Annotated in this window: 15 protein-coding genes and 1 riboswitch; all 15 genes read right to left on the bottom strand. The window is 43.7% G+C overall.

The window, feature by feature from the left end:
• Window positions 1–275: 275 nt before the first annotated feature.
• Window positions 276–1,631: a phosphoglucosamine mutase gene (glmM, locus tag NQ536_RS03710; RefSeq protein WP_004849629.1), complete on the bottom strand. Its 1,356-nt coding sequence runs from the start codon at window positions 1,629–1,631 to the stop codon at window positions 276–278.
• 19 nt (window positions 1,632–1,650) lie between these two features.
• On the bottom strand, window positions 1,651–2,565 hold the full coding sequence (locus NQ536_RS03705) for a diacylglycerol/lipid kinase family protein (protein ID WP_004849627.1): 915 nt from the start codon (window positions 2,563–2,565) through the stop codon (window positions 1,651–1,653).
• A 39-nt stretch (window positions 2,566–2,604) separates the two neighbouring features.
• The gene (queC, locus tag NQ536_RS03700) at window positions 2,605–3,282 is read right to left on the bottom strand and encodes a 7-cyano-7-deazaguanine synthase QueC (RefSeq protein ID WP_022059614.1); all 678 of its coding nucleotides are present in this window, start codon (window positions 3,280–3,282) and stop codon (window positions 2,605–2,607) included.
• Between the two features lie 99 nt (window positions 3,283–3,381).
• Window positions 3,382–3,975, bottom strand: coding sequence for a GTP cyclohydrolase I FolE (gene folE, locus NQ536_RS03695; protein ID WP_022059613.1), 594 nt, complete (start codon window positions 3,973–3,975; stop codon window positions 3,382–3,384).
• Window position 3,976: 1 nt separating this feature from the next.
• On the bottom strand, window positions 3,977–4,645 hold the full coding sequence (gene queE, locus NQ536_RS03690) for a putative 7-carboxy-7-deazaguanine synthase QueE (protein ID WP_004849619.1): 669 nt from the start codon (window positions 4,643–4,645) through the stop codon (window positions 3,977–3,979).
• 90 nt (window positions 4,646–4,735) lie between these two features.
• Window positions 4,736–5,155: a 6-carboxytetrahydropterin synthase QueD gene (gene queD, locus NQ536_RS03685; RefSeq protein ID WP_022059611.1), complete on the bottom strand. Its 420-nt coding sequence runs from the start codon at window positions 5,153–5,155 to the stop codon at window positions 4,736–4,738.
• A 202-nt stretch (window positions 5,156–5,357) separates the two neighbouring features.
• The gene (gene thrC / locus NQ536_RS03680) at window positions 5,358–6,845 is read right to left on the bottom strand and encodes a threonine synthase (protein WP_004849616.1); all 1,488 of its coding nucleotides are present in this window, start codon (window positions 6,843–6,845) and stop codon (window positions 5,358–5,360) included.
• 259 nt (window positions 6,846–7,104) lie between these two features.
• Window positions 7,105–7,974 carry a 3D domain-containing protein gene (locus NQ536_RS03675; protein ID WP_155803775.1) on the bottom strand — a complete coding sequence of 290 codons (870 nt, stop codon included), beginning with the start codon at window positions 7,972–7,974 and terminating at the stop codon, window positions 7,105–7,107.
• 316 nt (window positions 7,975–8,290) lie between these two features.
• Complete coding sequence (dusB, locus tag NQ536_RS03670) at window positions 8,291–9,253, bottom strand: tRNA dihydrouridine synthase DusB (RefSeq protein WP_155803783.1); 963 nt, start codon at window positions 9,251–9,253, stop codon at window positions 8,291–8,293.
• 36 nt (window positions 9,254–9,289) lie between these two features.
• Entirely contained in the window at window positions 9,290–10,057 is a 768-nt protein-coding gene (locus NQ536_RS03665) for a type III pantothenate kinase (protein ID WP_004849608.1), read from the bottom strand.
• Between the two features lie 33 nt (window positions 10,058–10,090).
• Complete coding sequence (locus tag NQ536_RS03660) at window positions 10,091–10,456, bottom strand: DUF6145 family protein (protein ID WP_004849607.1); 366 nt, start codon at window positions 10,454–10,456, stop codon at window positions 10,091–10,093.
• A gap of 8 nt (window positions 10,457–10,464) precedes the next feature.
• A complete protein-coding gene (dapB, locus tag NQ536_RS03655) occupies window positions 10,465–11,220 on the bottom strand; it encodes a 4-hydroxy-tetrahydrodipicolinate reductase (RefSeq protein ID WP_022059608.1) in 756 nt (251 codons plus the stop codon).
• Window positions 11,221–11,441: 221 nt separating this feature from the next.
• Window positions 11,442–12,326, bottom strand: a complete 885-nt coding sequence (gene dapA / locus NQ536_RS03650) for a 4-hydroxy-tetrahydrodipicolinate synthase (RefSeq protein WP_004849602.1) — start codon at window positions 12,324–12,326, stop codon at window positions 11,442–11,444.
• Window positions 12,327–12,419: 93 nt separating this feature from the next.
• Window positions 12,420–12,618: riboswitch (Lysine riboswitch) on the bottom strand.
• Between the two features lie 287 nt (window positions 12,619–12,905).
• The gene (locus tag NQ536_RS03645) at window positions 12,906–13,538 is read right to left on the bottom strand and encodes a single-stranded DNA-binding protein (RefSeq protein WP_044997801.1); all 633 of its coding nucleotides are present in this window, start codon (window positions 13,536–13,538) and stop codon (window positions 12,906–12,908) included.
• A gap of 82 nt (window positions 13,539–13,620) precedes the next feature.
• Window positions 13,621–14,421, bottom strand: a complete 801-nt coding sequence (locus tag NQ536_RS03640; protein WP_044997816.1) for a TrmH family RNA methyltransferase — start codon at window positions 14,419–14,421, stop codon at window positions 13,621–13,623.
• Window positions 14,422–14,435: the final 14 nt, after the last annotated feature.

Here is a 14,435-nt window from a genome sequence, read left to right as displayed (position 1 = left end):
ACCACATAGTCCTTCCGGCTTCCACCTGAAATTATTCCATAGTGGCTGCCATAACATTATATCTTTTTTGAATTTCTCGGTATCTTATGCCACAAAATTTTCACCAAGCACACGAAAAAGCCCAAAAGATACAAATTTTACGTACTTTGTATCTTTTGAGCTTTTTTCTATCTATTGATGATAATTTTGTATCTTTACAAGGATTTTCCTTAAGAAATATCACAAGATCGTCAGACCTGCTTCATGAATTTCCTCAAGAAGTCCTACAGACCACTCTACTCCACAGCGTATCCCTTTGCCTTTATGAGATCTACCATCTTGTATACATACTTCTCACACAGCTCATCTGTAGCTGCCTCGACCATAACTCTGATGACAGGCTCTGTACCGCTCTGTCTGAGAAGAAGTCTTCCGTCGTCTCCAAGCTCTGCTGCTATCTCATCATTCAGTTTCAGCACATCAGCATCATTCATGACTGCATCCTTGCTTGAAACCTTGACGTTCACAAGAAGCTGTGGATATATCGTCAGGCTGTGGAACAGCTCTGAGAGCTTGACCTTACGTCCAAGTATAGTCTCCATGATCATCAGTGAGGTGAGGACACCGTCACCGGTTGTTGCATACTTGGAGAAGATGATATGTCCTGACTGCTCGCCGCCGATGGAATGTCCGTGCTCCATCATATTTTCGAACACGTACTTGTCACCGACTGCTGTCTTCTCATAGTTGATGCCCTTCTTGTCAAGTGCTTTGTAAAGTCCAAGGTTGGACATGATAGTTGTGACGATCGTATTGTTGTTCAGCTCGCCCTTATCCTTCAGATAACGACCGCAGACATAGAGGATCTTGTCTCCGTCCACGATCTCACCCTTGTCGTCCACTGCAAGACATCTGTCCGCATCACCATCAAATGCAAATCCCACATCAAGTCCCTTCTCCTTGACAAATGCCTGAAGCTTATCAATGTGTGTTGAACCGCAGTCCGTGTTGATGTTTGTTCCATTTGGTTCATTGTTGATGACATATGTCTTTGCTCCGAGAGCGTCATACACTGACTTTGCAACCAGATATGATGCACCATTTGCACAGTCAAGACCGATCCTCATTCCCTTAAAAGGTCTGGTAGGGATCGTGAGCAGATATCCTATATATCTGTTTCTTCCCATGGTGTAGTCGGTGGTCTTACCGATGCTGTCCTTCTTTGCAAATGGTATCTCACCGAGCTCTCCGTCTATATACTGCTCTATCTCATTCTCTATTGCTGCCTCGAGCTTATAGCCCTGACCGTTGATGACTTTTATACCATTGTCATAGTAAGGGTTGTGGCTGGCTGAGATCATGATACCGCAGTCAAAATCACCTGTACGGACTATATAAGACACGCTAGGCGTAGGTGTTACATGCATCAGGTATACATCAGCTCCGCTGGCAGTAAGTCCTGCAACCAGGGAATACTCGAACATGTAGCTTGAAAGTCTCGTATCCTTTCCGATGACGACATGAGCCTTTCCATCATCATGCTGCTTGCCATAGTAGTAGCCAAGGTATCTTCCAACCTTATAAGCATGCTCCACTGTAAGGTCTACATTTGCCTCGCCTCTGAATCCATCTGTTCCAAAATATTTACCCATTGTAAAATCCTCGATTCTATTATTCTATAACCTCATCCTGCTCGCTTTCCTGAACGACCAGAAGATCTATCGCTCTCCTGTGGATGTGTATCTTGGTCTCCTTATATTCTCCGCCGAACTCACCGTCGCATGTCCATGCAACCGGATCCTCTGCATCGAACTTGACCCTGTGAGCCCTGAATGAAACCATGCTCCTCTCATTCACATCTCCCGTAAGAAGTGCCCTTACAACTCTCTCCAGATCAGCTGGCGTCTTAATTGTCCTTATCAGTACTCCCTCAAAAAGTCCGTCATCGAACTCAACGCCTTTTCGGGTTATACTCTTAAATCCTCCTACGGATATCGAGTTAGACACCATACCGAATATGAACTCGCCTTCCTGCTCGTCCCCGTCTATTGTAACCTTCATCTTGTAAGATGGTACATTTGCCAGACTTTTTATCCCCTGCAATACATATGCCGCATGCCCAAATATATTCTTCATATTCTGCGGCGTTGCATATGATGTATCTGAGAACATTCCAAAAGCTGCGACATAAACAAAGTTCTTGTCGTTCAGACTTCCTATATCTATGGAGAACGGCTCTGCCTTCACTATCATCTCAGCCGCCTCAACTGTCTCTCTCGGTATGTCCATGCTCCTTGCAAAGTCATTGGTGGAGCCACACGGAATATATCCAAGTGGAACCTTTATCCCGCTCTTCATATATCCTGTAACTGTGTTGCCCAGGGTTCCGTCGCCCCCCGCACATACGATCACATCGTAGTTTGCGCCTTCCTCCTGAACAATTCTCTCTGCGTCATCTGCCGATTTCGTAAGATATGTCCTGACCGCGTAATCGTTGTTGCAGAACACTTCCAGCACATCCACCAAAGAATTCTTCAGAGTAGTCCTACCCGCTTTGGGATTCATGATGAACAGCATATTCTTCATACTTTCAATAACACAACCTTTCCGTTTGATACTGCTTATTTACTTGTGTTCCTCCTTGTACTTCATGTACAGATCATACCCCTTCTTGCGGAGCTTGCATGATGGACAATGTCCGCAGCCCTCGCCCTTGATGCCATTGTAACATGTAAGTGTCATATCTCTGATGACATCCAGTCCACCCAGCTCATCAGCCATCTTCCATGTCTCCATCTTATCGATCCACATCAATGGTGTTATTATATCAAACTCGTAGTCCATTGCAAGATTTAGTGTTGTATTTAACGATTTGATAAATATATCCCTGCAGTCAGGGTATCCTGAGAAATCACTCTGAGACACTCCTGTTATTATATCAGATATTCCCCTCTGTTTGGCAAATATTGCTACAAATGTAAGAAATACCATATTTCTTCCGTCAACAAATGAATTCGGTGTACCCTCGTCAGGTGCATTTTCATCAACCTTCATGTCTGTTCTTGTCAGAGAATTTGGCGCAAGCTGATTGAGAAGGCTCATATCGAGTATGTGGTGCTCCACTCCGAATTTGTCCGCGATCTCCCTGGCACACTCAAGCTCTAACGCATGTCTCTGTCCATAGTCAAATGATACCGCATACACCTTCTTGTACTTCTTGAGTGCCCACAACAGACACGTTGTGCTGTCCTGTCCGCCACTGAATACTACAACTGCCTCATCCTTATTCTTCAAATTCTGCATAATCTCATCCTCCATATATAATCAAATATGATATTCCAGGTCTCATTATAATAATCCCGAATCTGCAAATTCATAATTATCAATTCAGTATACCGATGACTATCTTCCCGCATTGTACATCATCAGCATCTTGTTCTGCAGAGCTGTGTCGCTCTCAAATCTTCCCCTGAGAGTGGTCGTCATAGTCTTGCTTCCCGGCTTCTTGATGCCTCTTGCCGTCATACAGCTGTGATGTGCCTCTATCATGACCGCAACATCCTCAGTTCCAGCAGCCTTTGATATGACGTAGGCAATATCCGAGCCTATCCTCTCCTGGAGCTGAAGTCTCTTCGCAACCATATCCGCGATCCTTGCTATCTTGGACAAGCCCAGCACTCTTCCATTTGGAATGTATGCAACAGACACCTTCATGTCATACATAAGCGCCATGTGATGCTCACAGTAGCTGAACACCTCTATATCCTTGACAAACACCATATCGCCCGCCTGTCTTGCCACTCCATCCTCGGCAAATGTCTTACCGAACATCTCAGCCAGCTCATCGTTGGTATAGTTCATTCCCTCAAATACTTCCTCATACATGCGCGCGACCCTGTCAGGAGTCTCTATAAGTCCCTCTCTGTCAGGATCATCGCCAAGGGCAATGAGTATCCCCCTTACGTGTTCCTTTATAGCCTCTTTATCTATAGCCATCTTATACACCTCTTTCTTCCGGATCCCAAATGAACTTGTGGAGCTGCAGCTGCAGCTTTACATCATTCATACCGTTCTCTATCATAAAGTCCACTATATCCGCCGGATCTATACTTCCATACACAGGACTGATGAACACCCTCGTTCTCTCATCCAGTGCATATTCCCTGATTATCTCAAGGCATTTCTCCAGATCCTCCTGTGAGCCTACCACAAATTTAACCGAATCATTTTTGTCTATATAGTTATAATTTGCAAGGCACATGTCACTCTCCATACCGCTGGATGGGCATTTATAATCCAGTGTGTATGACACATTTCCGCCGAGAGCCTTGAACTCAGCAATATCAACACTTCCATTTGTCTCAATCTCAACCCTTATGTCATCCTCAAGCGCAAATGCCAGAAGGAGTTTGTCTATGTCTTTCTGTATCAGCGGTTCACCGCCTGTCAGTGTGACATTCTTTACCTCTGTTCTCCTGACGTAATCCACGAGTTCATCCTCTGTAAGCTCCTGATAGTCCACGCCCGGCTCATTTGCCCACTTTGTATCGCAGTATCCGCAGTTAAGATTGCAGCCCGCAAATCTGATAAACACAGCGAGTTCTCCGGCTCTTGCCGCCTCACCGTTGATACTTATAAATCTCTCTACTACTCTGTACGTACTCACGTCTATATTTCCTTTCTCCCAGTGTATATTGTCTCACATCTGACAGATCTTGAGACCAGTCAGTTTCTCACCGGGATCCTATTGTTTATATTACTCGCAATAAGACGCCACATTATTCGGTGTCTCATACACACTTGCCTCTATAACATTGTAGCCTCGGCTCGTCATCTCATCATATATATACTTTGCGAAGTTCTCAGCCGTAGGTCTGAAATCAACCTTCACGATTCTCAGATTCTCCGCCAGCAGCGCATCCTCCGTTGCCTGTTTCAAACTTCCTGTCTCCATGATAAGGCTGTGATCAAAATGATCTGCAAGCTCTCTCAGATCCTTCTTAAGATTCGAGAAATCTACCACCATTCCCCTGTTCTGTGTATCGTGCTCAAGCGTTTCCGCTCCAACCTCTATCTCCACCGTCCATCTGTGTCCGTGGATATTGCTGCATTTGCCCTCATAATCTTTTAGAAAATGGGCGCTGTCAAAACTTGCCTTTGTTTTTAACTTATACATAACTCCTCCTATAAGCATCCAACTGTTCACCACAAAAAAAGACCAGAATAGGACATTCTGATCTTCTTATGTCCTAGTTTTGTTTAGTGACAGGATGGTACTAATGAACTGTCAATCTATTTTATTGTATTTATATTGTGCTCCAATTCTTTACCTGCCGGAATTTCTATCCAACAGACTGGTTGACGTTTCTAATATCACTTTAAATATTAAGGAATCCCTTAACCTCTGCCAGCATATCCTCCTTGTCACATACTGTGTCGTGGAGTACCTTTGCTGATCTGATATCCTCTATAGCCTGAGGCACCTTTACTCCTGAGAGCTTCTCAAGCTCGTCAACGAGCTCAAAGTCTGTCTTGGAATCGTACTCAGGATCTATAGCGTTCATAACGCTTCTTGTGAACTTGTATGGGCTTGCTGTTGATGCGATGACTGTAGGCGTCTTATCACCTGTCTCTGCCACATACTTGTCATATACTGTAGCTGCAACTGCTGTATGTGTATCGATGATATAATCGTCTGACTCGTATACCTTCTTGATGGTTGCTGCTGTCTCTGCCTCTGTAGCATATCCACCATAGAACTCGGCAAGCTTTGCCTTCATATCGTCTGTGATGGTGTACACACCATCTGTTGTGAGTTCTTTCATAAGCTCTGAGTTCTTCTCAGCATCGTTGCCAGCGATCTTGTATATCAGTCTCTCAAGGTTGCTTGAGATGAGGATATCCATCGATGGTGATGTTGTGAGTATGAACTCTCTGTTTCTATCATATGTTCCTGTCTGGAAGAAATCAAACAGAACCTTGTTGTCATTTGACGCACAGATGAACTTCGCGATTGGAAGTCCCATCTCCTTTGCATAATATGCAGCGAGGATATTTCCAAAGTTACCTGTTGGAACATCCACATTGATCTTGTCACCGGCCTTGATGGTTCCATCTGCAACAAGTCTTGTGTATGCGTATACATAATATACCATCTGAGGAACAAGACGTCCGATGTTGATGGAGTTTGCTGATGAGAACTGATATCCCTTCTCATCCATGTACTTTGCAAGCTCTGTATCTGAGAACATCTTCTTTACACCTGTCTGGGCATCATCAAAGTTGCCTGTGATACCTACAACAAATGTATTGTCTCCCTTCTGGGTAACCATCTGTTTCTCCTGAATAGGGCTTACACCATGCTTTGGATAGAATACTATTATCTTTGTTCCTGGTACATCTGCAAATCCAGCAAGGGCAGCCTTACCTGTATCTCCTGATGTTGCTGTGAGGATGACGATCTCATTCTTCACGCCATTCTTCTTCGCTGATGTTGTGAGGAGATAAGGGAGAATTGAAAGTGCCATATCCTTAAATGCGATCGTTGAACCATGGAACAGCTCAAGATAATATGCTCCTGCCTTATTTACAAGTGGTGCTATGACCGGTGTATCAAACTTTGAGTCATATGCTGAATTTATACAATGCTTAAGTTCATCCTCTGTGAAGTCTGTGAACATTAATTTCATAACCTCATAGGCTACCTGCTGATAGTTCATCTTTGCCAGATCTTCCAGCGACACATCAAGTGCCGGGATCGAATCCGGTACAAAAAGTCCTCCCTCATTAGCAAGGCCCTTAAGTATAGCCTGTGACGCTGTTGCTGTCTCGTTTGCATTTCTTGTGCTTCTGTAAATCAGTTCCATTTGCCAATCTCCTTAAAATGTATTTAATCCTCTAGGTTATATGCATCTTCAAATATTCTATGGATCAAGTAATCCACAAATAATCGTGTGCATTATAACACAGGGATATAGAAAAAACAAGGCATTCAGGCAAGCAATGCTGGCATGATATCAAAACCACGGCCTTCATCTTCTCCATATCGCTTTACACAACACAAAACCCGCCTGATGGCGGGTTTTACTGTATAAGTTTATATTCAATTGAACTGTGATTGCTGTATTACTTTACATATACATCATAGTAGCCTGTTGCGAAGTTAAGTGCGGCCTGATGGTTTGAGAAGTAGATATCAAGATGATTTCCATTGATAGCTCCTCCTCTGTCCTGAACTGTATATGTATGCCCGTCAACTATCAGCTCTGTTCCGAACTCGAAGTTGCTAGGCGCTGCACATGTAACTCCCTCAACTGCAGGTGCTCCTGAGGCTGTTGTTGGGTTATCCATATTGCTGTACTCTCCACAGCAGATCGGACATGGACAATATGCTGTGATCCAGAATGTTCCGAGATATGTACCTGATGTCTCACCATTCACATACATTACCTTATCCTCCGGAAGTCCGTCAGTTGCCTTCTCTGTAGATGGATCCTCTGAGATCTCATCCTCTGGCAGACCTGCTGTTGACTTATTGTCATCCTCTACCTTCATCTCTGTGGTAGCCTCTGTTGCCTGAGTTGTAACCTCTTCAAATTCAATCTTCTGCTCAACAGCTTCTGCTGGAGCATGCTGAACTCCTCCGCTGATCGCTACTGCCTGTCTTGTAGACTTCTTGCTTGAGAGTACTGTTGAACCGGTCTTGTTGACGTCTGAAAGTGTTCCATCTGCCAACTGTTCAGTTGCTGTGGTCTCCGCGTAGTCTGCTGCATTGTCTGCATATAATGTATTACCTGCTGCCGCAATGGATATGCCTCTGCTCTTTGATGATACCATGCTGTCATCTGAATAGATAACACCATATGATGATATTCCAACTGCAATGAGCACTGCTCCGATGCTGATTTTCTTTACGTTCTTTCTAAGTGATGTCTTGAGTGATGTTTTCTTTAGTTTCTGTGATTTCATACGTGATGAATCTGAAAACCTTTGCATAACCTTTTCTCCTTAATTTCTTTACGGTTTCAGAATTGTTACAAAACCGTTAATTTTTTACTCATGACGCTATTATAATCTCTGTCAAAAGAAAGGTCAAGCAAAGTAGCTATTTTTATGAATGCTGCACAATTGTACAAAATTCTTTATTTCTGTTAATGTAAATATGTAACATTTTTGCACTATATTTTTGTGCATATCACACATTTAATCCCTGTAACATTTTTGAAACATATTGGCACATTGTATATTTTTACTTTACATTTTTTAAGAATTTCTTTATTTCTTGTTACAATTTTTAATTATTATGTTAACTCTACATCACTTTTTCAGGTATACTTTCTTCCCACCTGTCAAGCAATTCCACAAGCTCATCGTATGTCTCAACCTCGTTCACAAGCCCCCTTAGCCTTGCCGAATCGTACATTCCAGCAGAGTACCATGCCACATGTTTTCGCATCTCATGGATCCCAATATACTCTCCCTTAAACTCAGTCATCAACCTTGCATGTCTGAGGATCATCCCCCTCACCTCATGGGCATCCGGTCTCGGTGGCAGATCTCCATGCTCATAATAATACTTCATATCCCTGAATATCCACGGGTTTCCTCTGGCTCCTCTGCCTATCATAAATCCGTCACAATCCGTCTGATTTCTCATATCTATAATGTCCTTTGGAGTGTTTATATCGCCATTGCCTATGACTGGTATATTGCACACCTGCTTTACTCTGGCTATGACATCCCAGTCGGCGTGTCCCTGATAATACTGCTGTCTTGTCCTGCCGTGTACCGCAACCGCCGCAGCACCACTTTCCTGGGCTATATGTGCGATCTCCGGGGCATTTATATGCTCAGGATCAAATCCACTTCTTATCTTTATCGTCAGAGGTATACTTATCGCATTTGCCACCGTCTCAACAATCCTGCCCACCAGAAGAGGGTCTTTCATGAGGGCTGATCCCTCACCGTTATTCACCACCTTTGGCACCGGACATCCCATATTTATATCTATAAACGAGTATCCATTTCCCTCTATCTTTTTCGCCATCTCAGCCATTATCACAGGATCTGAGCCAAAGAGCTGAAGTCCAAACGGCTTCTCCCTCTCATCCATTGCCAAGAGGGGCTTTGTATTCTTATTGTTATAGTATATCGCCTTGGCGCTGACCATCTCGCTATACAGGATATCGCAGCCCTGTTCCTTGCATAAAAGACGAAATGGCTGGTCACATACACCAGCCATCGGCGCCAGGATCAATTTATCCCTAAAATCCATAAATTTCTCCATTGCTTCTATATATATGTCATTTTTCTATTTCTGCTTGTCCATGATAAGTCTGAGTCCGTGGAGAGTAAGATCCGGATCATACACATCTATACAGTCCGTGTTCTCATATATCATCTTGCCGAGACCGCCCGTTGCAACCACTTTCATGTCGTCGAGACCTGACTCCTTCTTCATCCTCTTCACTATATATTCAGTCTGACCTATGTAACCCATACAGACACCCGCCTGCATACTGGATATTGTGTCCTTGCACAGGATAGTGTCAGGCACCTTTATCTCTATCTCAGGAAGCTTTGCAGTTCCCGTCCAAAGTGCATTTGCTATAAGTCTTATACCAGGTGATGTGACTTCGGCCTCAAATATACCATCGCTACTTATGAGATCATATGTGGTAGCAGTTCCAAAATCAATCGTGAGAACTGGTCCTCCATACATGTGATATGCTGCCACAGCATCTACAATCCTGTCGGCTCCGAGCTGCTTTGGATTTGGCAGTGCAATATTTATGCCCGTCCTTATGCCTGGCTCAACTATAAGCGGTGTAATGCCAAAATATTTCTTTATACCGTTCACAAGTGAATGCATTATCTTCGGAACTACAGAGGCAATGATAACCTCATCTATAACATCCTTGGACAACTGTCTCATTCGCAGCCAGTCGAGCAGAAACACTCCGTACTCATCCGATGTACGCGATATCCCCGTTGTCATTCTAAATGTTTTCTCAAGTTTCTCTCCATCGAACAGTCCGATGGTTATGTTGGTATTTCCCGCATCAATAGCAAATAACATGATCTCTTTCCCTTCCTGATCATCAAATTTTTATCATTCTTTTATAAGGCTGTCAAGGTCTACGCCCTGTATAAATATCTTGTAGAAAAGCTCCAGGCTCTGAAACAGTTCGCGCTTCTCATTCTGCAGCTTTTTCACCTTCAGTCCACATCCTATGTCGTCAAACAGAAGATCATCGTCAAGCGCCCTTGTCTGTATCCTCAGATTACCAGCATCATCAAACACCAGCATAAATATGCCGCCGACTTCCTGAGTAAATGCCCCACACATGGCATGAAGCTCATCCTTTATATCATCAGGAAGTTTTGAAAACTCTTTGTTCAGATAAAACTTCTGATTGTATATCGAACTGGCACATAGAACCAGCTCGCCATCCTCAGTTCTTGTTGAAATATCCATTGTATCTCCTATCCTATGACATCCGCCATATCATACATTCCTGCCGCTTTGCCCTTAAGGAACTTGCCTGCCTCAACTGCACCCTTGGCAAATACTGACTTTGAATATGCTGTATGCTTGAACTCTATAACCTCATCTATTCCCGCAAATATAACCTCGTGCTCTCCTACGATAGTGCCACCTCTCACCGCTGAAATTCCGAGTTCTCTCTTATCTCTCTTCTTTCTCACCTGACTTCTGTCATACACATACTCATACTGTTCTCCACACGCTTCGTTTATGGAATCAGCAAGTGCAAGTGCCGTTCCCGATGGAGCATCGACCTTCTGATTGTGATGTTTTTCTACTATCTCTACATCATATCCAGCAGGACTGAACACCTTTGCAGCATCTTTCAGAAGCTTCATGAGTGTATTTATTCCAAGTGACATATTTGCAGACTTGAGTATAGCAACCTTCTCACTACATTCCTTCACTTTCGCCAACTGCTCATCGGAAAGTCCTGTGGTACAGAGAACTATAGGAGTCTGTGTTCTAACACCGTAATCAAGCAGCTTATCCACTGCTGCTGCTGCTGCGAAATCTATGATGACATCAGCCTTTACATCACAATCATCAATATCTGTAAATACAGGATATCCATTATCTCTACAGTCAACCACATCTATACCGGCTACTATCTCAGCTTCAGGATCATTTGCCGTTATCCCGGTTATGACCTGTCCCATCCTTCCATTACATCCATGCATGATAATCTTTACCATCTGTATCATCCTCCATATATCAGTATTTTCATTTGCATGATATTTATCAGTTTCTTTCACTGTTGTATACATTACGACATGTACTCCATTTTACACATTTGCGGTCTATTGTGCAATGTTTTTCCTTACAAAGATAAAATGTCCTTATAAAGACAAAATGTCTGCAGTCCTGACAGACCGCAGACATTTTCAGCATATATTTAAATATTGTGCCATAATTTTTAGAGTACTCCGTAGTCCTCCATGGCCTTCTTCAGTTTCTCTACATTCTGTGGCTCCATCTCTGTAAGAGGCATTCTGAGTGTACCACCGCACATACCGAGAAGTTCAACAGCTTTCTTTACAGGAATTGGGTTGACCTCACAGAACAGTGCATTGCAGAGGTCAATAGTCTTGAGCTGAAGATCCAGACTTTCCTGAACATCGCCATCAAGATACTTCTGAACCATATCGTGTACATCCTCAGGAATGATATTTGCTGTAACTGATATAACTCCCTTTCCGCCAAGCGCCAGAAGAGGTACTACCTGATCATCATTTCCTGAATATATATCTATGCATCCATTTGCAAGGCTTGCAAGCTTTACTACCTGGCTTATATTTCCTGATGCTTCCTTGATTCCCACTATATTCTCCACGTTCTGCGCCAGATATACTGCTGTCTCCGGCTGGATATTGCATCCTGTACGCGATGGAACATTGTAAAGAATGATAGGAACATTTACTGAATTTGCTACAGCTGTGAAATGAGCTATAAGTCCCTTCTGTGTTGCCTTGTTGTAGTATGGTGTAACAACAAGGAGTCCGTCAACACCGTAGCTCTCAGCCTCTGTTGAAAGATAGATCGCTGTAGCTGTACAGTTTGAACCTGTTCCTGCTATAACCTTTATTCTGTGATCGGCAAATTCTACACATTTCTTCACACACTCCAAATGCTCCTCATGTGAGAGTGTGGATGCCTCTCCTGTTGTTCCACATATTACTATCGCGTCAGTCTTATGAGCTACATGAAATTCTACAAGCTCCTTGAGCTTAGCATAATCCACATCTCCATTCTCCAAAAATGGTGTTACAAGTGCAACTGCTGAACCGGTAAAAATCGACATATTGTCATCCTCCTTAAAAATAATAGTTGATACAATATAGCATGTAGCATAAAAATGGGTTGGCGAAAAGCCAACCCATAAAAATATCTCATTCTTATAAGTAGCTCTCCATCTCTATAAATAAAATAGCCTATATAAATATCGATGACAGTCATACAGCTATTAACTGCACAACCAGCAGTGAACTCCGTGGCTGGTTCACAACTTCGGCGGTCTCTCCTTTCACCAGAACTCATATGCAACCACACGCATCATTCTGTCTACTCTTAAATCCCGCGCCTCTACTATATTGTATTCAGTTTAACCTTAGATAGTGCTACTATATCACCGACTTCACCCTATGTCAACATCTATTTAGCCGGAATCCTCCCACTTACGCGGGTCCCTCCTTATGAAATAAGGTACAGGCGCATTCCTATGCGCTTCGCGCGGCGCCTGCGTGCTTCACAAGAAATTCTCCCACTTACGTGGGTTCCTCCTTATGAAATATTGTGCAGGCGCATTCCTATGCGCTTCGCGCGGCGCCTGCGTGCTTCACAAGAAATCCTCCCGCTTACGCGGGTCCCTCCTTATGAAATATTATTCAAGGCATTCCATTTTGCTCACAGATACCTCATAGGCTACTCTGCTAACCACCTGGTCGTTGTCGATACGTTTCTGATATTCTCTGCTCTGTATCCTTCCCCATATCGCCACATGTTCCCCGACCTGAAGTTTTCCTGCAAATCTCGCATTTCTTCCCCAGCATATGCAAGGTATGTAATCACTCTTTCCATACGCTCTGTTCACTGCGAGCAGAACATCAGCTATCTCCCTGCCGAGAGGAGTCATCCTGTACACTGGAGCCTTACATATGTAACCATCAAGATATATCTGGTTCGGTCTGTTCTCCTCCTCCGGCTCATCCTCGTCCAGCTGTTCGATCTCTCTCACAAACACAGATAGTATAAGTCGGTTCTTTGTCTCCTCATGCTTGTTGTAGGATCTGAACTGCCCCTTAGCCATGATCTTCTCACCTACATGGGACTCGTTCACATCAAACAGTCTGTCAGACACCATAAGCGGGATCACATCGTAGGCATCGCTCAAGCGACTCACCATAAGATCAACCATATAAAATCCCTCTCCGAATATTTCGTGGCTGAATGTAAATTCTGATGCTATCTCTCCTGCCACCACTACCTGATTGTTGTTTAATGTTTTTTCAGTCATATTTTCTCCCTCCGTTATAACAAACTTTTGCATACTCTAAAAGTTATGCCAGATGATTCAAAAATATGCTGTCTTGTTTAATCTAGTTTTGTCGTGCACTCCTTCGCTGTCTCATGGCCTCATACGACAAAAGTGTTGCAGATATTGCGGCATTAAGCGACTCCACTTTCCCCTCCATCGGAATGCGCAGAAGTCTGTCGGCAGTATCCGACACAGCCTTTGACAGGCCATTTCCCTCGTTTCCAATGAGGAATGCTATCTTGTCAGGAAATTCCGTATCGTAAAGTTCCTCTCCGTCAAGATGTGCCCCGTATATCAGCACACCTTTTCGCTTCAGCGCATCTATGGTGTAGATCAGATCATCACTCTGCACAAACGGCACCCTGAATATCGCTCCCATGGTCGATCTGACAACCTTTGGATTATACGGATCACATGAACCGGGACCTATGATCACCCCAGTAATTCCCGCAGCCTCAGCACTTCTGAATATAGTTCCCATATTTCCTGGATCCTGGATGGTATCCAGTATCAGATATGTCGCTGTGTCCGTACTGCCCGCAATATCGGTCATTTCATAATGAAAACATCTGACGACTGCCATGCAGCCCTGCGGCGTTTTCGTCTGTGACACCCCCGCAAATACACTGTCGCTCATAACCGTAACCTCAGCCGCATTATAAAGCTCCTGCAGATCGTCCTCATCGCAGTATTCAGCGTACGCTGATTCCGACATGTAGATCTCATCCACACTGTCCACCGGTATTTCCCTGAACATCCTTATACCCTCAACGATAAAGACATCCCGCTCTCTTCTGAGCCTTGAGTCCTTGTTCAGCTTATTTAACATCTTTACTTTAGGATTGCTGTTAGCCGTGATTATATCCAAAGTTTTAT

This window comes from Coprococcus eutactus, assembly GCF_025149915.1.
GTDB classification, from domain to species: domain Bacteria; phylum Bacillota; class Clostridia; order Lachnospirales; family Lachnospiraceae; genus Coprococcus; species Coprococcus eutactus.
This window is presented reverse-complemented; position numbering and strand designations above follow the sequence as displayed.

Excerpts from the sequence above, each read along its gene's own strand:
- queD (WP_022059611.1), bottom strand. The coding sequence starts at position 5,155 with ATGTATAAGTTAAAAACAAAGGCAAGTTTTGACAGCGCCCATTTTCTA.
- NQ536_RS03660 (WP_004849607.1), bottom strand. The coding sequence starts at position 10,456 with ATGGATATTTCAACAAGAACTGAGGATGGCGAGCTGGTTCTATGTGCC.
- dapA (WP_004849602.1), bottom strand. The coding sequence starts at position 12,326 with ATGTCGATTTTTACCGGTTCAGCAGTTGCACTTGTAACACCATTTTTG.
- queC (WP_022059614.1), bottom strand. The coding sequence starts at position 3,282 with ATGCAGAATTTGAAGAATAAGGATGAGGCAGTTGTAGTATTCAGTGGC.
- NQ536_RS03645 (WP_044997801.1), bottom strand. The coding sequence starts at position 13,538 with ATGACTGAAAAAACATTAAACAACAATCAGGTAGTGGTGGCAGGAGAG.
- dapB (WP_022059608.1), bottom strand. The coding sequence starts at position 11,220 with ATGGTAAAGATTATCATGCATGGATGTAATGGAAGGATGGGACAGGTC.
- glmM (WP_004849629.1), bottom strand. The coding sequence starts at position 1,631 with ATGGGTAAATATTTTGGAACAGATGGATTCAGAGGCGAGGCAAATGTA.
- dusB (WP_155803783.1), bottom strand. The coding sequence starts at position 9,253 with ATGGATTTTAGGGATAAATTGATCCTGGCGCCGATGGCTGGTGTATGT.
- NQ536_RS03665 (WP_004849608.1), bottom strand. The coding sequence starts at position 10,057 with ATGTTATTTGCTATTGATGCGGGAAATACCAACATAACCATCGGACTG.
- folE (WP_022059613.1), bottom strand. The coding sequence starts at position 3,975 with ATGGCTATAGATAAAGAGGCTATAAAGGAACACGTAAGGGGGATACTC.
- NQ536_RS03675 (WP_155803775.1), bottom strand. The coding sequence starts at position 7,974 with ATGCAAAGGTTTTCAGATTCATCACGTATGAAATCACAGAAACTAAAG.
- thrC (WP_004849616.1), bottom strand. The coding sequence starts at position 6,845 with ATGGAACTGATTTACAGAAGCACAAGAAATGCAAACGAGACAGCAACA.
- NQ536_RS03705 (WP_004849627.1), bottom strand. The coding sequence starts at position 2,565 with ATGAAGAATATGCTGTTCATCATGAATCCCAAAGCGGGTAGGACTACT.